Consider the following 19,038-nt stretch of genomic DNA (forward strand, 5'->3'; position numbering starts at 1 on the left):
ATAAGTTTTATTTATAAATATATTATAACTAATAATTTTTAAAAAGTAAATTAGAAAAATTATAAATTAAAACAAAAAAGCAAGTCAAAACTTGCTTTTTGTCTTAATGTGTAGGTTTTTCGTTAAGTGTAATAACTCCAACAGCGTTTAAACCAGTGTGGGTCATAATAATAGGACTAGTTAAACGAGCGATATAAGGGATTTCTTGGATAGAATTATTTTCTAATAAAGTATCCTTGATTTTTTGAAGCAGACTGTCATCTGTACCAACATTTGATAAGGATAGTGCTTGAATAGGGTTGTGGTTTTGTAAATATTCTTCAGCTAAAGTCTTGCAATGCTTGATAAAGGTCTTCTTGCTACGACCCTTGACAATAACATCCAAACTTTCCTCGTTCAAGCGAATAATAAGCTTAAGATTGATAAGTTTAGTTAAAGCACCAGCTAAACGACTTACACGACCACCAGCAACTAAGCAGTCAAGGTTATCAATCAAAACATCAATAGTTGTACGATGATAGATATCTTTAAGATGATCTTTAATCTCATCAATATTCTTACCGGCTTCTAAATCTTTAGCAGCAGCAAGAACTTGGAAGGCCAATCCTCTGTCAGTTGATTTACTGTTAATAACAGTTACTTTAGTATCTACCATGTCAGCAGCACTACTTGCAGTTTCGTAAGTTCCAGAAAGAACATCTGAAAGTACAATAGCTAATACTTCGCTGCCATCTTTACCTAGTTCATTATAAGCATCTATAAATCTGCCGATAGGTGGTTGACTTGTTTTAGGAATATTGCCATCTTTTAAAGCTTGGACTAATTCTTCACGAGAAATATCTTCACCATCAACATAATTTTTACCATCCACTTCAACAGAAAGGGGTACAATTGTAATATTATATTTTTCAATTTCTTCTGGTGTAAGTTGAACAGAAGAGTCTGTTAAAATTTTAATGTTTGCCATAGTTGAAACTCCTCTCGGCAAATTATTCATACTTTTATTATATCAGTAATAGTGTACACTTTCTATTATACTATGAATAATCTTTTAAACAAGGTAATCTAGACTTTGAGTTTAGATTGGTGTGAATTTAACAAAAAAATCATATATTTTTTGTTATTAATGATATACTAATGAGTGGATATCATTAGGACTAATTGATTTTGGTGAAGGGAATATGTAGTATGACAAAAAAACTTTCAATTATAGTGCCTTGTTATTACGAAGAGGAAACTATACCTTTGTTCTATGAGGCTGTTGAAAAAGTTAAAAAGGAATTAAATGGAATTGAATTAGAATATTGGTTTGTGAATGATGGTTCACAAGATGGAACTTTAGATGAAATGCGTAAATTAAACGCTAAAGATAAAGAACATGTACACTATGTATCATTTTCTAGAAACTTTGGTAAAGAAGCTGCGCTATACTGTGGTTTACAACAAGCTACAGGAGATTATATAACTGTAATGGATGCTGATTTACAAGATCCGCCAGATATGTTGCCAGAGATGATAGAAATTCTTGAAAATGAAGATTATGATTGTGTGGGAACTAGAAGAACGAATAGAAAAGGTGAACCACCAATTCGTTCATTTTTTGCAAGAATGTTTTATAAGTTAATTAATAAAATTTCTGATACTGAAATTGTTGATGGTGCCAGAGATTTTAGAGTAATGACAAGACAAATGGTCGATGCAATCCTTTCAATGACAGAATACAATCGTTTTTCTAAAGGTATTTTTAGTTGGGTAGGTTTCAATACTAAATATTTAGAATATAAAAACCAAGAACGAGTAGCTGGGACAACAAGTTGGAATTTTTGGAGCTTGTTGAAATATTCAATTGATGGAATTGTCAATTTCTCTCAAGCACCTTTAGATATAGCTGTTTATTTTGGAATGTTAACATCATTCTTTTCAGGGATTGGAATTGTATGGATTATTATTCGTTACTTTTTAGAAGGTGGAGATCCAACGACAGGTTGGACATCAACTATTTGTTTATTGCTATTCTTTAGCGGAATTCAACTAATGTGTCTAGGAATTGTTGGTAAATACATTGGAAAGATCTTTTCTGAAGTTAAGAGAAGACCGGTGTATATTATAAAAGAAAAGAAGTAATCATCAGCTGTGAAAGAAGGAATTTAAGTTGAAGATGAATGTGTTACAACACTCAATTCATGAAGGAATAGGTTTAATTGGTGAATGGGCAGAAAATAATGGATATGAAGTAAATGTATATCAAGCTGCTAATAACAATGTAAAGTTACCAGAAGTTATTGATACTGATATGTTGGTAGTATTAGGTGGACCAATGAGTGTCAATGACGACGAAGAATGGATTGTTAAGGAACGAGAATTAATTAGAGGAATGTTGATGGCACATAAATCGTACTTAGGAATTTGTTTTGGAGCGCAACAACTTTCAAAAACTTTGGGCGGGGATGTGAGTTCTTGTCCTAAAGAAGTAGGTTGGGGAGAAGTGAAACGCCTGAGCAATATAATTCCAGGAGTTCCAGAAAAATTGGATGTGCTACATTGGCATGGTGAACAGTTTAGATTACCAACAGAAGCAACTCCACTTTTCTCGAGTCCACTTGTTGAAAATCAAGGATTTATTATTAATGAAAATGCAATTGGTCTACAATTTCATTTAGAAATGAATGAAGCAGGTGTGCGTGAAGTAGTAGAAAATGATAGTAAATTCATAAAAGGAAATAAGTTAAAGCAAAGTGCTGCTGATATTTTGAAACATAAGATTCCTGAAATGAATAAGCAAGCATTATTTGCAATGCTAGATTATATTAAAGACTAAAAAAATGTTTAACTGATATTTGTGTATATCGGTTAAACATTTTTTTAATTTATATTAGTCAAAGTAATTGTAGAATTACTGGTTAGATTATTTTTATCGTCAAAAGTATTAGCTTGCCATACTTGGATCTTTTTTCCAATTCTAAGCGGTGTAGCTTCAACCGTTAATTTTCCAGAAGTCACACTTTTTAAATGGTTAGTAGATATATTGACACCAACAGCATGACCATGAGAAAGATTGAGATTAGCTCCAATACTAGCAGCGGTTTCAGCTAAAACTGAATTAATTCCACCATGTAATACGCCAAAAGGCTGTTGTACTTTATCAGTAACATTTAAAGATAGGATTACTTTATCCTTGGATGAAATAATACTTTTAATTCCCAAATATTCGATTAAATCCATTATAATTTCTCCTAATCTGGTAAAGTGATATAATCAAGTTATATTTTATCATACATATTTAGATAAGGAGTCGTGATTCATTTGACAAGTGTAGAATGGGAAAAAGTTAAGGACTATTCTGAAATCATATTTGAAAGAGCAGGTCAAATTGCTAAAATAACAATGAATAGACCAGAAAAACATAATGCTTTCACTCCAGTAACGGTTGCTGAAATGATTGAAGCATTCACAATTTGTCGCGATGACAGTACGATTGGAGCAATTATTTTAACAGGAGCTGGTGATAAAGCATTTAGTTCGGGTGGAGATCAAACAGTTCGTGGAAATGGTGGTTATGTAGGGCCAGATAAAATTGCAAGATTAAATGTACTAGATTTACAACATTTAATCAGAATTATCCCTAAGCCAGTTATTGCGATGGTTAAAGGTTGGTCTGTTGGTGGCGGTAACGTCTTACAGTTAGTTTGTGATTTAACAATTGCTGCTGATAATGCAATGTTTGGTCAAACAGGACCTAAAGTTGGTAGTTTTGATGCAGGTTATGGTTCAGGATATTTAGCACGCGTTATAGGACATAAACGTGCTAAAGAAGTATGGTTCTTAAATCATTTTTATACAGCTCAAGAAGCATATGAAATGAACTGGATAAATAAAGTTGTTCCTTTGGATGAAGTTGAATCAGTAACTTTGGATTGGTGCAACGAGATTTTACAAAAGTCACCAACTGCAATTAGATTTATTAAAGCTGCAATGAACGCTGATACTGACGGCTTAGCTGGTTTACAACAATTTGCAGGCGATGCAACGATGCTTTACTATACAACAGACGAAGGAAAAGAAGGACGCGATGCCTTTAACGAAAAACGTAAACCAGATTTCCAGCAATTTCCTAAGTTTCCTTAATGGAAAATTGGTTAAAGAAACGAGTTCTACTTTCTCCAAATAAAATAGCCATTCAAGCTGGTAATACCAAATTAACTTTTAAAGAAGTAAGTGATAGGGTGGCAGTATTGGCAGCACGTTTAGCTAATAAGTCTCGTAAAGAGATGAGAGTAGCATTGCTTACCAATAACACGATTGATGGTTATTTGATGATTCTATCATTACAACAATTAGGGTGTGAAATTGTCTTTTTGAATAAAAGATTATCGCATGAAGAGCTACAATATCAGCTGGAAGATGCTGCAGTTTCGTTGTTGATATATGATGAGTCATTGTTACATGAAGAATTTGTAGGGATTGAAAGTTTAACCTTTAATCAAATAAAAGGTTTAGAGGAAAATCAAGGTTTTAAATTAGTATCAGAATTCAATGATGATGAAGTTACGACTATTATGTATACTTCAGGTACAACTGGTAAACCTAAAGGAGTACAGCAGACTTTTGAAAATCATTTTTATTCTGCAATCAGTTCGGCCTTAAACCTAGGTTTAACAGATAAGGATAACTGGCTATGTGCAGTGCCTATTTTCCATATTAGTGGTTTATCAATTATTATGCGTGGATTGATTTATGGAATGACTGTAACTTTGATGGATAAATTTGATGCAGAAAAAGTTACATCCTTATTAAAGAAAAGTAGTGTAAGTACAATGTCAGTAGTCCCCACAATGTTGCAACAACTTTTAGAAATCTTTCCCCAAGAAGGATACAATTCTAATTTTCGTTGCTTCTTATTAGGTGGCGGACCAATAGATAAGGTTACATTAGAGCGATGCCAACAGCGAAATATACCAGTTATCCAGTCTTATGGAATGACGGAAACTGCTTCGCAAGTGATAGCTTTAAATTTTGAAGATGCTGAGAATAAAATTGGTTCAGTAGGAAAACCGTTATTTTCTGTTGAATTAAAATTGGCTCATGACGGTGAAGTATTACTTAAAGCACCTAATATCACGCCAGGTTACTTTAATAATCCTGAGAAAAATCAAGAAGTATTTGAAGATGGATGGTTTAAGACGGGAGATATTGGTTATTTAGATGAAGATGGATTCTTATATCTGAAAGGTAGAAAGGGCGATATGATAATTTCTGGTGGAGAAAATATTTTTCCACATGAAGTAGAAGAAAGCTATTTAAAGTTAACAGGAGTTAAGGATATCGTTGTAGCAGGAATTACTGATAAAAAGTGGGGACAAGTGCCAGTTGCTTTTGTAATATTGGAAAGAAAACTTTCACAACAGGAATTAATTTCATATGGGCGTGAACATCTAGCGCATTACAAAGTACCAGTAAGATTTTATCAAGTTATGTCATATCCACAGACAGCTAGTGGAAAAGTAAAAAGACGAGAATTGATCCAAATTAAGGAATATCAAAAGAATCTCATTAAGTAATTTCAGCAAAGTTTTTCGTAATAGTACTATATATGATAAAATAAGCTAGTATTACTAAATTGAGGGGATAACCAATGAAAAAAAATAATTTAATTTACTGGATCGTTGCGATTATCTTAGTGGGAATTGCTGGATGGAGTGCAGTACATATGCACCACTTGGAAAGTAAAAATGCTGTTAAGGTTAGTCGTGAAATGAAGATAAGTTCTAGTATTAGCCGACATATAAAGAAGATTACTAAAGAACAGAAAAAGGCTATGCGCAAAAAAGTTGATTGGAACAAGCCATCGATGACTAAGGCATATCCAGATGTTTCTAAGTATAAGAATGTGAAAAAATCTAACCGAATTAGATTGGTAGTATCTTCAGCTAAGCAAAGAGTATATGTTATGAGTGGACCTTATGTTTTATATACAATGTATGCATCTTTGGGTAAGAACTATGATTCTAAGACCCCTAACTATCAAGTAACACCTGTAGGAAAGTTTAAATTAGAAGAAGCTCGTGGAGATAAATTCTATGATGCTACACGCCAATTAGGTGGGTTACACTGGACTTCTTTTAAGGGTAAAGGTATGTATCATTTTCAATCAGTACCTGTTGATGAAAATGGAAAAGTAATTGAAAAAGATGCTAAACATCTTGGTAGTACAAAAATCACTAAGAAGAATAATATTAAAGCATATGGTTCTATATGGTTAACTGTACCAGATGCTGAATGGATTCAAAAGAATTTACCAGTTGGGACTAAAGTTTTAATCTATGGAGAAGATGCTAGTTCTGATAACTTTATAGCAGATAATGCTAAACATTAAAAATGAAAATGCCTTTTAGAAAATTTATTTTTTCTGAAAGGCATTTTTTTAATTGACATTTGGTTAGTGAACTAATTAAAATAAGTTTGGCAATTACATGCAAGTGAATGTTTTTTGAGAGAGGGGAATATAGGTGGCAAGAAATATCGCTGATACAATTAATCCTAAAACAAGATTAGCTGTATCAATAATTTTATTACTTTCAACGTTTATTAGTTTGATGAGTCAAACGATGATGGTTACAGCATTACCAGTAATTCAAAATCAAATGAATCAGTCATTAACAACAGTTCAATGGTTAACAACTGGATATACATTACTGATAGGGATTGTGACTCCATTATCATCAAATATGTATGATAAATTTTCAAATCGTAGTGTTTTTTTGGGAACGATAGGAACTTTTGTCATTGGGACATTAATAGGATGTTTGGCAACTAATTTTTGGTTATTACTATTGGCACGTTTAGTTCAAGCTTGTGCCGGTGGGATTTTAATGTCTTTTCAGATGACAACAATGATTTCAATTTATCCTCCTGAAAAAAGAGGAACAATTATTGGAATGTCTGGATTGGTAATTGCTTTTGGCCCAGCAATTGGTCCTACTTTAGCAGGATTTATTTTAAACTTACTAGGTTGGAGATATTTATTTATTTTAATCCTACCAATCATGGTATTAATTTGGATAATAGGATACTTTGTTTTTCCAAATTACTCTGAACCTCTGGACATTAAGATTGATTACTTATCTGTAGTTTTATCTTTACTTGGTTCAAGTTTAGCTTTAATAGGAATAACTATTGTTCAAACACAGTGGATGCTAGGATTAGCAATGTTGGTAGTAGGTGCAATTATTTTATACTTTTTTGTAAAGAGACAGCTGAATTTAAAACAACCTATGCTTAATGTTAGAATAATTAAACTATACTCTTTTAGAATGATGGTTCTAGTGGGAATCTGTGCATTTATGGTATTGCTAGGTATGGAACAAATGGTATCAATTTATGCACAAAATGTCAGTCATGTAAGCAGTATGACTGCTGGTATGATTCTTTTGCCAGGGGCGATAGCTAATGCGTTGACAGCTTCTGTTGTAGGACGTGCATACGATCAATATGGTGCAAAATGGTTAGTAATTTCTGGTGGAATTTTGATGTTAATTTCAGCAATTCCATTTGTTATTATATCTAAAGGTACACCAATATGGATAATGACAGTCTTCTATATGATTCGTATGGTGGGAAATGCCTTAGTATTCTCACCAGCTATTTCTGAGTCATTCAGAGGAGTAGCACCACGTGAAATTAGTCATGCAACAGCACTGAATAATACTTTGCGTCAAGTATCAGGTGCTGTTTCAGTTACAATGTTGATTGTTATTAGTTCAATTCCACATTCCTTTGTTTTAGGTATGAGAATTTCCATGTGGGTAACAGTTGTTTTAGTCTTACTAATGTTGGCGGTATTTATATCTTATATAAAAAATCGCGATAGCCGTAGATGATTAAATGGATAATATGAACAATATGAACAAGAGCACTATTGAATATTTAGTTGCAAAATTCAATCGTAAGATTAGATTGAGTCTAAATAGAGAGTTACTCAAATATGGCTTAAATGAAGCTAATTTTTATTATTTATTTGTAGTTATTAATAATCCAGGAATTAATCAAGTACAGATGATCAAGTTATTAGATCGTGAACAAAGTATAGTGACAAAGCAAATTTCTAATTTAGTCAAAAATGGCTGGTTAGAAAAGAGAAAGTCAACAATTGATCATCGTCAAACTGAATTATATCCTACAAGTAAGACCTTAGATAATATAGATGAAATTACTGAAATTACTGAAAAAGTTAGTGCTGAAGTAACGTCTAATCTTAGTGAAAAAGAAAGTGCAACTTTACAAAAATTATTGCAAAAAGTTTTATAAATTAGTATTAGAAAAGTATCCTGTTTAGGATGCTTTTTTTGTTAATAAGGCGTAAACTAGAAGGGAAAACTTCAAAGTAGGAGATGGATGGAATAATGATGGAACAAGCTTGTACATCAATTTTAGTAGGAAAGAAAGCAACTGTTGATGGTTCAACAATGATTGCGAGAAATGATGACACATTTCTACCAATCACTCCTCAACGATTTGTTATGCAACCAGCTGTATCTGGCCGCAAAGAAAATTGGACTTCCAATAAAAATGGTTTTACTGCACCATTACCAAGTGAAGGGTATAGAACAACTTTTACTCCCAATGCTGATGTAGAAAAAAATGGTGTCTTTGGTGAAACTTCAATTAACGAAAAAAATGTAGCAATGTCTGCTACAGAATCTGTATATGGGAATCCACGTGCTTTGGCATATGATCCATGGATAAAAAATGGCTTGGCAGAAGATTCCTTGCAAGATATGGTGGCTCCATATATAGATTCTGCACGCGATGGTGTTAAGTACTTAGGAAATCTTATAAAAAAATACGGTTCTCCAGAAGGAAATGGTGTCTTGTTTGCAGATAAGGATGAAGTTTGGTACATGGAAATTGTAACAGGTCATCATTGGGCTGCTACAAGAATTCCAGATGATGCCTATGCAATTGCTGCTAACCAAGTAGCACAACAAAAAATAGATTTTAATGATCCTGAAAATTATATGTGGTCAGATGGATTATTGGAATTCGTAGAAGAACATCATTTGAATCCTAATAAAGATGGCTTCAATTTCCGTAAAATTTTTGGCACGGATACTGAAAAAGATAGACATTACAATACTCCACGTGTTTGGTTTGGACAACGTTACTTCACCCCAGAAGTAGAACAAGAACCAACTTCTTCTGAATTGCCATTTATCTGTCGAGCTAATCGCTTATTATCAGTAGAAGATTTAGAGTATGTATTAAGTTCACATTACAATGAAACTAAATATGATCCATTAGGTCATGGAAGTGAAGAAGATAAGAAACGTTTCCGTCCAATTTCATTGAATCGTACACAAAATTCCCATGTTCTTCAAATTAGAAATAATGTTCCTGAAGAACAAGCAGGATTAATGTGGATGTGCTTTGGTGTTCCTTCATTCACGCCATATGTTCCATTTTATGCAAATTCTAACGATACTGATCCTAGTTGGAGTAATACACCACTTGAATTTGATATGAATAGTGCATATTGGATGTATAGAGCTTTGTCAATGTTAGTAGAATCACACCATGCTCAATTTATTCAAGATGATTTAGATTATTTAACAGCTGCACGTGAACAACAACATAGATTGATTGATGAAAATGATAAAGCTGCTCAAGAGTTAAGTGGAGAAGATTTAACAAGATTTTTAACAGAAAAGAACTATGAAATGGTAGCAGACATGAAAGAAAGAACAATGGGAATGATAAATCATTTCTTTGTAGAAGGTTTGAAGCTATCTAAGTTAACATTTAATATGGACGCTAATTTATAATTTAATAAAATAAATAAGGTTTAAAGGACAACGATAATTGTTGAACTTTAAACCTTATTTTTTAATATTGTGAAGTGTTTATTTCATAATCAGTTCCATATGTAGAACCAGTTTTAGCCTTTTCTAAATCTAAAGCAGAGCGAATTTTACTTGTAATTCTTTGTTTTTCAGATAGAGTAGGTACTTCAAAAGATTCACCCATTATCATTGTTGAAGTACCTTGTAAATGATCTGAATCCATACCATGGGTTGCAACACGATATTTAGTCCCAAGAGCTAATAAATCATCAAAAGATAAATCAGTCTGCATTTGTTTAGAAATAGTGTTCAAGAATTTTTGATTGAGTAAATTAGAAACGTGACTACTCTTCAGGGCAACTTTCATAAGGACTTGTCGTTGTCTAGTTTGACGACCATAATCCCCTAAAGGATCCTCATGTCTCATGCGAACGTAAGCTAAAGCTTTAGGTCCATTCATATGTGTTACTTTACCTTTCTTGAAAGAGTAACCACCATATGAGAATGAGATTGTAGGAGCTACATCAACTCCTCCAATAGCATTAATGATACTTTCTAAGCCGCCCATGTTAACTGTAACGTAAAAATCGATTGGAATATTTAAATCTTGTTGAACAGTTCTAACAGCGGCTTTAGATCCCCCGTAAAAATAAGCGGAGTTTAACTTGCTAGGATAGTATTCTTCATATCCTGAGATTGCAACTTTTTCATCTCGCGGAAGTGAAACAAGAGTCATCTTTTTATCTTTAGGATTCATAACTAAGACAATCAATGTATCAGTACGTCCACGGAAATCCCTACCTAAAGCTCCAGTATCAGTTCCCATTAGTAAAATAGAAACAGGTTTACCCTTTTTTAAGGTAGAGCTAACATTACGCGATTTGCTAAAATTACTAGAACTATAGATGGTATTGGCAGCTTTTTGTGCATTATTCAGTTTCTTCTCCAGATATTTTCCACCAACGATAGCAAAAACCACTAAAGATAGTAGTAACCAAAAAAAGATAGTTTTACTAAGTCTATGAGGAGAATGGTGATGTTCATGTTGTCGTTGTGGTACGTGTGAAGACGTGTCGTTTTGATAATTTTCAATGGAACGTCGACGTTTTCTGTTATCTTGTGGCATTAAAAACGCTCCTTTAATGATGTCCTAAAATGAATCCAAACATCAAAATAATGAATACTATAGTTGTAATCCAAACGTATAAGACATCTTTTTCTTTATAGAATGCATATATTGAGACTAACACACGTAAGACTGGTGTCAAGATTAATAAAAAAATTCCTGCCATCATATATGCATATGGTTTAAAAGTAGTAATACCCTTTAGAATTTCTGATAAGGTTGTAGGAAATGTAGTACCAGGATATCCAGAGCTTTGTTGGCAAACAAGCATAATAAAACCTATTACCATAATGGAAGCGGCAATCAGTACTCCAATACGCATGATTTTACCAATTAGGATTTCTACAGTTTCCATCTCATTCTTTGTCTTTTTATCCATATTATATTGTCACCCCAAACGCCTTAAAAATCATTTGTAATCCTAGATATAATAGAATAGGAATGAAAATCATTCTAATAACTCTTGAAGGAAGATGTTGCATGATTCTACTTCCAATTGTGGCTCCAACTAAAATCCCTAAAGCGAGTGGAACAGCAATACCAGGCTTAATAGAGCCATTGAAGAAGTATACAGAAGCACTGGCTGCAGCAGTTACTCCCATCATTAAATTACTGGTAGCACTAGATGGTTTTAGAGGCATTTTCATAGCATTATCCATAGCCATAACCTTAAAAGCACCAGAACCGATTCCTAACATTCCAGAGGCAATACCTGCTCCAAACATAATAGATAAGCCGCCAGGAATATTTTCAACTTGATAATCAATTTGTTTGTTTAAGTTCTTGTCAAAATATGAACTGTTAAGATTAAATTTTTGTGCCCATTTGTCAGGTTTGGCTCTTTTTAAAATTTCTTTACCACTGCGTAGTTTTCTGTACATATTCCAACTTGAAAAAATAAGTAAGGAACCAAATAAAAAATATAAGATTGCTGGATGAAAAATACCAGTTAAGATAGCTCCAACAATAGCTCCGATAGTAGTAGCAATTTCTAAAAACATTGCTACACGTAAGTTTAAGACATCATCTTTTAAGAATGCAATTGTAGAACCAGAGCTAGTTGCAATAACGGCAATAATACTGGCACCGATAGCATACTTGATATCTAAACCTAAAGCTAAAGTGATAATAGGTGTAATAATCATACCGCCACCAATTCCTAGAATGGCGCCCATAATACCGGCGAATAAACCGACTGCCAGCATTAATAATGTAGATGTAATCATTAATAAATTCTCCCTTCGCTTAATTACTTAATCATATTAACACTGAATATATTATAATAAAAATACCAAATTAAAATATAAGATATACAAAATTTATATATCTAAAGCAAGAGGGAGTACTGATGAATTTAAAGCAACTGCAGTATTTTATAGCGGTAGTGGAAGAAAAACAGATAACAGCTGCTGCGAAAAAACTAAATATTGCTCAACCTCCATTAAGTTACCAATTAAAACAATTAGAAGCAGAATTAGAAACTAAATTATTTACTAGAACTGCCCATGGAATTGCATTGACGGATGCAGGTATGATGTTAGAAAAATATGCAAGAAAAATTCTGGATTTGACTACAGTGGCTGAAGAAAAAGTTAAGAAGACCACTAAAGGAGAATTGGGAAAAATTTCTTTAGGTACAGTTTCTTCTTCCGCGGCTGCTTTACCAATAGAAAAATTGAAAGAGTTTAGAAAGTATTATCCTGAAATAAACTTTGAAATATTTGAAAGCAATACGTATGGAATACTGGAAAAATTATTTAATGGTGAGATAGATTTAGGATTGGTTAGAACTCCTTTTAATCAAAGAGAACTTGAAACTAAAATTGTGATGGAAGAGCCAATGGTAGCAGTGGTAAATAGCGATGATTATTTAAAAGGAAAAAAGAAGATAGGAATTGATGATTTAGAAGAAGTACCGCTAATAATATATAGGAGATTTGAAAATATTTTCCGACAAACTTTTTCACAATTTGGGATAAGTCCTTATATAGCAGTAAAGTGTGATGATGCAAGAACAGCAATTTACTGGGCAAAGTTAGAAATGGGCGTGGCTTTAGTTCCAGCTTCTTGTGCCAAAAATTATACGAATGGTAGAATAATTCCTATAAATTACCCGGGATGGAATACCCAGTTAACATTAATATGGCTGAAAAATAGTAATAAATCACCACTAATATTGAAATTAATAGAGCTATTTAGTGTATAATTAAGCCTTAAGGGGGGATGTCCGTGATTATAAAAGAGAAGAAGAAAAGAGAGCCATTAGCGTACCTTTTTACAATACTATTCTTTATTAATTATTTTCTTGTATTTCAACAGGCTCAATGGCTACATAAAATAGATACAGCAGTTTATTTTAAATTAACTCGTAACTTAAATAATTTACAAGTGATGTTCTACAACGTTATTAGTGAACTATCTAGTTCCAGAATGGCAATTGTTTATACGATAGTACTACTAGGAATTTTATGGTTTATAAGATGGCAAATTCCTGGTGTGTGGATTACTTTTACAGTTGGAACAGGATTAGTTGTAGGATGGGTAGCACGATTGATATTGCGTTATGGAAGTAAAAGAGTTGAACCGGAAATGGGATATGCTTTCCCAGGTTTACACGTTTTAGGGATGACAATTCTGGTGGCTATTGTATATATCATCTTTTTACCATATTTCAAAGACAAGGCTTTGGCTTACTTAGTGGGATTCATTTTAGGAATTTGGTTAATTGCGACAAGTGTAGCTTGTATATATTTAGGTCAATTACATGTTAGTGATATTACAGGCGCATTAACATTAGGTTTTGCTTGGGTATATTACTGCAGTAATTTATACATAAGGTATGCTGCAAAGTTAAAGAAGATTAAGGGGTTTAGAAATTCAAATTATTAAGGTTGGTGCGATGATTGAAAGAAGTAGAAGATTTAATAATTAGAAAATTATCAAGTAATGATCTTAATGATTTTAGAGAAATTATCACACAAAAAGAAGTAGCTAGAATGGCAGGTTTCGCTCCAGTCTCAAGTTTTGCTAGTTTTTATTTATCTCAAATGTTACAAAACGGTGCCTGGGGATTGGTAGTTAATAAAAAAGTAGTGGGAGTAATATGTATATATGATTTACCTGTTAAAAATGGCAATAAAAAAACAGGTGAGATAGGCTTTATATTAAATCAAAATTATTGGTATCGTGGATATATGTCGAAAGCCATTGAAGAAATATGTAGCCGTGTGAAAGAAGATTATAGTCAGATAAAAGCAATTACCTTAGTAGATAATATTGCTTCAAAAAAAGTTTTAGAAAGAAATGATTTTTATTTTTCTGAAACAATAATGGATAATGATAAAGAAAAAAACATATTTTTAAGAAACCTATAAAGTTGTTATTTGCTCTAATTAAGAGATAAATAACAACTTTTTTGCATGATAAATCTTACACAATATTCACAAAGTTTAAATATATATTTAAGCTTAATGCTATGGTATTAATCGTTTTCTAAAGAATATTTTTCACAAACTATATAAGCGCTGGTAAAGTGAATTTAGCAGTGATATTATAATTTTATACTGTAAATATTTGATGAAAAGAGGAATGAAAAAATGACTGAAGATAAAGGAAAACGTTATGGTGCAGATGCCATTATTGATAGTTTGGTAAACCATGATGTTAAATATGTTTTTGGGGTACCTGGGGCTAAGATTGATAGGGTATTTGAAAAATTAGAACATCCAACAAATGAAAAAGCACCTCAATTGATTATTACTCGTCATGAACAAAATGCTGCATTTATGGCTCAAGGTATTGGTAGAATTACTGGTAAGCCAGGTGTTGTATTAACTACATCTGGTCCTGGGGTGTCAAACTTAGCAACTGGATTAGTTACTGCAACTGCTGAAGGAGATCCAGTGTTGGCAATTTCTGGACAAGTTCAACGTACAGACTTATTAAGATTGACTCACCAAAGTATGGACAACGTTGCATTATTAGCTCCTGTAACTAAATATGCTGCTGAAGTTCAAGAACCAGAAAATATTTCTGAAGTAATTGCTAATGCTTATCAAGAAGCAGAAGCTGCAAAGCAAGGTGCAAGTTTTGTATCAGTACCACAAGACGTTACTGATTCAGAAGTTAAAACTGCTCCAATTGCTCCAATGCCAGCACCTGTTTTAGGACCAGCTAGTCCTGTAGAATCAACATTATTAGCCCAACGTATCAAAACTGCAAAACTACCTGTTCTTCTTTTAGGTATGAGAGCATCTGATCCAGAAACAACTAAATCTATCAGAAACTTAGTTGAAGAAACTCATTTACCAGTTGTTGAAACATTCCAAGGAGCAGGAATCATTCCTCGAGAATTAGAAGATGATTTCTTTGGTCGTGTAGGATTATTTAGAAACCAACCTGGTGACCAATTATTGAAACATGCTGACTTAGTTATCGCTGTTGGATACGATCCAATTGAATATGAACCACGTAACTGGAATAACGAAGGTGACGCAAATATCATCGTAATTGATTCTATGCGTGCAGAAGTAGATAAGAACTTCCAACCAGAACGTGAATTGGTAGGCGATATTTCTCAAACTCTTGACTTCTTATTACCATACATGAAAGGTTTCAAGTTGCCTGAAAGTTCACGCGAATATTTAGATGGACTACAAGAAAAATTAAAATTAAGAGATGAACCACCAGCAGTTACTGAAAATCAAGTTACTTCCCATCCTTTAAGCATTATTCAAGCTTTACAAGATAGAGTTACTGATGATATGACAGTTAGTGTTGATGTTGGTAGTTTCTACATTTGGATGGCTCGTCACTTTAGAAGCTATAATCCACGCCACTTACTATTTAGTAATGGTATGCAAACATTAGGTGTGGCATTACCATGGGCTATTTCCGCTGCTTTAGTAAGACCTAATACACAAATTGTTTCTGTTTCTGGTGATGGTGGTTTCTTATTCTCCAGTCAAGATTTAGAAACAGCTGTACGTTTGGGCTTAAACATCGTACACATTATTTGGAATGATGGACACTATGATATGGTTAAGTTCCAAGAAGAATTGAAGTATGGAAAGAGTGCAGGAGTAAACTTTGGTAGTGTAGACTTTGTTAAGTATGCAGAAAGTTTTGGTGCTACTGGTTTACGTGTGGAAAAAGCTCAAGACTTAGAAAAAGTATTAGACCAAGCTTTTGCAACTGAAGGTCCTGTAGTTGTTGACATTCCAGTTGACTACAGCGACAATAAAGAATTAGGTAAGCAAATTCTTGAAGATCAACTTCACTAATTGAAAAGAGGCATCTTAAAGATGAAAGACACAAAGAAGTTATTTCAACATGGTACATTAGCCTTACTTGTTCCAGGATTATTTGATGGTACATTACCTTTAAGTTCCTTACTAGAACATGGTGATACAGGAATAGGGACAGCTACAGGATTAGATGGCGAAATGATTATACTTGATGGAGTGCCATATCTTGTACGTAGCGATGGTAGTGTAAATGTATTAGATGCTAATGAAGTAAGGGTTCCATTTGCCAATTCCCATTTTGATAATCCAGAAATAGAATTTGATGTTACTGATGCAACTCCTGATCAATTAAAGGATATGATTTTCTCTAAGTATAATTTGAAGAATGTTTTCTTTGCTGTAAAAGTAAAGGGAAAATTTGATTATATAAAGACAAGAGCTGTTGAAGGACAAAAGAAGCCTTATCCAACATTGACAGAGGTGGCAGATAAGCAAGCTATTTTTGAAGAAAATGATGGGCAAGGAACAATTGTAGGATACTTTTCTCCAGAATTATTCCATGGGATGGCTTCAGCAGGTTTCCACTTACATTATTTAAACGATGCACATAATTTGGGTGGACATCTGTTGGATTACAAGATAAAAGAAGCAAAGGTTTATTTGCAAGTGTTTGAAAGTGTAGAAACACATTTTCCAGTTGAAAACGAAGATTTTATGAAAGAAGAATTTGATATTGATAGTTTACGTGCATCAATATCATCTGCTGAAAAGTAGATAATTAATTATTTCTTGCAATTTAAATTGTTTTCTGTATAATAAAAAGCGTCGAACAGAGGTCGCAGTTTTTATCAGTAAATATTTGGAGCTGAAAAAGCAGCAATGAAAAATGTTGAAAGGAAAAACTGCCGAAGTAAGATATTGCTTTTTCAATATTTTGCTGGGGCCTGGCTCAACAAGTCAGGAACTGTCGTAGTTTAATAGTTGACTACGGAGCGCTATCGAATGCTTTTTATTATAGATTATGATATTTGATAGATAGAGCACATACCTCTTTAGTCAGGTGTGTGCTCTTTTATTATCTAGACCTCTGAGAATAAAAAGTTTGGAGGAAGACGTAATGTCTGAAAATAGTAATCAAGGAGAAATTAAAAGATCCTTGAAAACTCGTCATGTTTCTATGATTGCCCTTGGTGGTAGTATCGGAACAGGTTTGTTTGTTGCAAGTGGTTCTGCTATCTCTACAGCAGGACCTGGTGGAGCTTTGGTTGCTTATATAGCAATTGGATTGATGGTGTACTTCTTAATGACTTCTTTAGGTGAAATGGCAACATATTTGCCAGTCACAGGTTCTTTTGCAACATACGCAGGAAGATTTGTTGATCCTGCTTTAGGATTTGCGATGGGATGGAATTACTGGTTTAACTGGGCTATTACTGTTGCGGTTGACGTTTCTACAAGTGCAATAGTGTTACGTTATTGGTTCCCTAATATTCCTAGTTGGGTTTTCAGTTTGATTGTATTATTAGTAATTTTTGCTATTAATGCCTTGTCTGTAAAATCTTTTGGTGAAACAGAATATTGGTTGGCTTTGATCAAGGTTATAACAGTTATTGTCTTTTTGATTGTAGGTTTATTAACAATTATTGGAATTATTGGGGGTCATGCAACATATTTAGAAAACTTCACTTATAAAAAGGCTCCTTTTGTTGGTGGTATACCGGCAGTCTTAAGTGTATTCGTAGTTGCTGGATTTTCTTTCCAAGGAACAGAATTGATAGGTATTACAGCTGGTGAATCTGCAACTCCAGAAAAAAGTATTCCTAAGGCTATCAAGCAAGTATTTTGGAGAATCTTATTATTCTATATTCTAGCTATTTTTGTTATAGCTTGTTTGATTCCTTACACAAGTCCTAATTTATTGGGATCAGAAGCTACTGATATTGCTATTAGTCCATTTACTTTGGTCTTTAAACGTGCAGGATTGGCTTCTGCTGCCGCTGTGATGAATGCTGTTATTTTAACTTCTGTTATTTCAGCAGCAAATTCAGGAATGTACGCTTCCACAAGAATGCTATTTTCTTTGAGCTTGACTAAAGATGCACCTAGAGTATTCTCACTCGTTAATAATCGTGGGATACCAATGCCAGCTTTATTAGGAACTACATTTGTTGCGTTACTAACATTTTTATCAAGTATTTTTGGTGATAAGATTTACACATTCTTGGTAAGTGCTAGTGGTTTAACAGGTTTTATAGCATGGGTAGGTATAGCCATTTCTCACTATCGTTTCCGTAGGGCATTTAAAAAACAAGGTCATGAACTTAGCGAATTACGTTACCATGCTAAGTGGTTCCCATTCGGTCCACTTTTAGCATTAGTATTATGTATCTTAGTAATTGTAGGCCAAGATTTGAAATCATTTGCTAATCTTGATTGGCAAGCTATAAGTGTTACTTACATGTCTGTACCGTTATTCTTGATTTTATACTGCTACTATAAGATAAAATATAAAACTAAAGTAATACCACTGGATGAAGTTGATTTAACACCTCATAAAGTAGAAAAATAATACTTGAATTTTATAATTCAATGTTTTAACATGTAGGTAAGTTAAACATCGGAGTTCGCCATAAGTAGGCAGTAAAGAGACATAGTGGTTGGTGAAAACTATGAGCCGAAACTCCAGCGTTCGTTGTATGGGCAGGTAATGCTGCACGGGAGATCGTTAAATCATTGAGTGTGATGGTTATTTACTGTCGAACTTGGGTGGTACCGCGTAAGAAGAAGTCCTTTCGTCCCAATTTTGGGGACGAGAGGGCTTTTTTTACGT

General features: G+C 33.4%; 19 protein-coding genes and 1 riboswitch. Of the genes, 14 read left to right on the plus strand and 5 right to left on the minus strand.

Annotated elements, in window-relative coordinates:
* Positions 1-103: 103 nt before the first annotated feature.
* Positions 104-967, minus strand: coding sequence for a DegV family protein (locus PTA89_RS00920; RefSeq protein ID WP_081537714.1), 864 nt, complete (start codon positions 965-967; stop codon positions 104-106).
* A 221-nt stretch (positions 968-1,188) separates the two neighbouring features.
* Between PTA89_RS00920 and PTA89_RS00925 the strand changes: the two genes are divergently transcribed.
* The gene (locus PTA89_RS00925) at positions 1,189-2,124 is read left to right on the plus strand and encodes a glycosyltransferase family 2 protein (protein ID WP_003700854.1); all 936 of its coding nucleotides are present in this window, start codon (positions 1,189-1,191) and stop codon (positions 2,122-2,124) included.
* Between the two features lie 28 nt (positions 2,125-2,152).
* Entirely contained in the window at positions 2,153-2,818 is a 666-nt protein-coding gene (locus PTA89_RS00930; RefSeq protein WP_003709201.1) for a type 1 glutamine amidotransferase, read from the plus strand.
* Positions 2,819-2,862: 44 nt separating this feature from the next.
* On the opposite strand, the gene PTA89_RS00935 is transcribed toward PTA89_RS00930, so the two are convergent.
* The gene (locus PTA89_RS00935; protein WP_003704948.1) at positions 2,863-3,222 is read right to left on the minus strand and encodes a PaaI family thioesterase; all 360 of its coding nucleotides are present in this window, start codon (positions 3,220-3,222) and stop codon (positions 2,863-2,865) included.
* Between the two features lie 81 nt (positions 3,223-3,303).
* On the opposite strand from PTA89_RS00935, the gene menB reads away from it, so the two are divergent.
* From menB to PTA89_RS00965, 6 genes are all read left to right on the plus strand, one after another.
* On the plus strand, positions 3,304-4,125 hold the full coding sequence (gene menB / locus PTA89_RS00940) for a 1,4-dihydroxy-2-naphthoyl-CoA synthase (protein WP_003704061.1): 822 nt from the start codon (positions 3,304-3,306) through the stop codon (positions 4,123-4,125).
* Positions 4,125-5,558: an o-succinylbenzoate--CoA ligase gene (locus tag PTA89_RS00945; RefSeq protein ID WP_161022991.1), complete on the plus strand. Its 1,434-nt coding sequence runs from the start codon at positions 4,125-4,127 to the stop codon at positions 5,556-5,558. Before menB ends, PTA89_RS00945 begins: the two co-directional genes overlap by 1 nt.
* 74 nt (positions 5,559-5,632) lie before the next feature.
* Positions 5,633-6,373 carry a L,D-transpeptidase gene (locus PTA89_RS00950; protein WP_069468715.1) on the plus strand — a complete coding sequence of 247 codons (741 nt, stop codon included), beginning with the start codon at positions 5,633-5,635 and terminating at the stop codon, positions 6,371-6,373.
* Positions 6,374-6,506: 133 nt separating this feature from the next.
* A complete protein-coding gene (locus PTA89_RS00955; protein ID WP_324177260.1) occupies positions 6,507-7,877 on the plus strand; it encodes an MFS transporter in 1,371 nt (456 codons plus the stop codon).
* A gap of 22 nt (positions 7,878-7,899) precedes the next feature.
* Positions 7,900-8,304: a MarR family winged helix-turn-helix transcriptional regulator gene (locus tag PTA89_RS00960; RefSeq protein ID WP_225359942.1), complete on the plus strand. Its 405-nt coding sequence runs from the start codon at positions 7,900-7,902 to the stop codon at positions 8,302-8,304.
* A 95-nt stretch (positions 8,305-8,399) separates the two neighbouring features.
* A complete protein-coding gene (locus PTA89_RS00965) occupies positions 8,400-9,818 on the plus strand; it encodes a C69 family dipeptidase (RefSeq protein WP_324177261.1) in 1,419 nt (472 codons plus the stop codon).
* Positions 9,819-9,879: 61 nt separating this feature from the next.
* Here PTA89_RS00965 and PTA89_RS00970 read toward each other — a convergent pair whose 3' ends face one another.
* From PTA89_RS00970 to PTA89_RS00980, 3 genes are read right to left on the minus strand one after another with little or no spacing between them, the layout of a single operon-like run.
* Positions 9,880-10,962, minus strand: coding sequence for an LCP family protein (locus PTA89_RS00970; protein WP_324177262.1), 1,083 nt, complete (start codon positions 10,960-10,962; stop codon positions 9,880-9,882).
* A gap of 13 nt (positions 10,963-10,975) precedes the next feature.
* On the minus strand, positions 10,976-11,341 hold the full coding sequence (locus PTA89_RS00975; protein ID WP_003704937.1) for a DUF1634 domain-containing protein: 366 nt from the start codon (positions 11,339-11,341) through the stop codon (positions 10,976-10,978).
* 1 nt (position 11,342) lies between these two features.
* Entirely contained in the window at positions 11,343-12,188 is an 846-nt protein-coding gene (locus PTA89_RS00980; RefSeq protein WP_161022987.1) for a sulfite exporter TauE/SafE family protein, read from the minus strand.
* A gap of 122 nt (positions 12,189-12,310) precedes the next feature.
* On the opposite strand from PTA89_RS00980, the gene PTA89_RS00985 reads away from it, so the two are divergent.
* The 6 genes from PTA89_RS00985 (at position 12,311) to PTA89_RS01010 (ending at position 18,777) form a co-directional block, all read left to right on the plus strand.
* Positions 12,311-13,168 carry a LysR family transcriptional regulator gene (locus PTA89_RS00985; RefSeq protein ID WP_324177263.1) on the plus strand — a complete coding sequence of 286 codons (858 nt, stop codon included), beginning with the start codon at positions 12,311-12,313 and terminating at the stop codon, positions 13,166-13,168.
* A 17-nt stretch (positions 13,169-13,185) separates the two neighbouring features.
* Positions 13,186-13,851, plus strand: a complete 666-nt coding sequence (locus tag PTA89_RS00990) for a phosphatase PAP2 family protein (protein ID WP_003700878.1) — start codon at positions 13,186-13,188, stop codon at positions 13,849-13,851.
* 14 nt (positions 13,852-13,865) lie between these two features.
* Entirely contained in the window at positions 13,866-14,336 is a 471-nt protein-coding gene (locus PTA89_RS00995; protein WP_003704932.1) for a GNAT family N-acetyltransferase, read from the plus strand.
* A gap of 222 nt (positions 14,337-14,558) precedes the next feature.
* Positions 14,559-16,244: an acetolactate synthase AlsS gene (gene alsS, locus PTA89_RS01000; protein WP_003707103.1), complete on the plus strand. Its 1,686-nt coding sequence runs from the start codon at positions 14,559-14,561 to the stop codon at positions 16,242-16,244.
* A 21-nt stretch (positions 16,245-16,265) separates the two neighbouring features.
* Entirely contained in the window at positions 16,266-16,982 is a 717-nt protein-coding gene (gene budA / locus PTA89_RS01005; protein WP_003709207.1) for an acetolactate decarboxylase, read from the plus strand.
* Positions 16,983-17,029: 47 nt separating this feature from the next.
* A riboswitch (Lysine riboswitch) is annotated at positions 17,030-17,214 on the plus strand.
* A 111-nt stretch (positions 17,215-17,325) separates the two neighbouring features.
* The gene (locus PTA89_RS01010; protein WP_003704926.1) at positions 17,326-18,777 is read left to right on the plus strand and encodes an amino acid permease; all 1,452 of its coding nucleotides are present in this window, start codon (positions 17,326-17,328) and stop codon (positions 18,775-18,777) included.
* Positions 18,778-19,038 lie beyond the last annotated feature (261 nt).

The sequence above is a fragment of the Ligilactobacillus salivarius genome, assembly GCF_035231985.1.
Lineage (GTDB): Bacteria > Bacillota > Bacilli > Lactobacillales > Lactobacillaceae > Ligilactobacillus > Ligilactobacillus salivarius.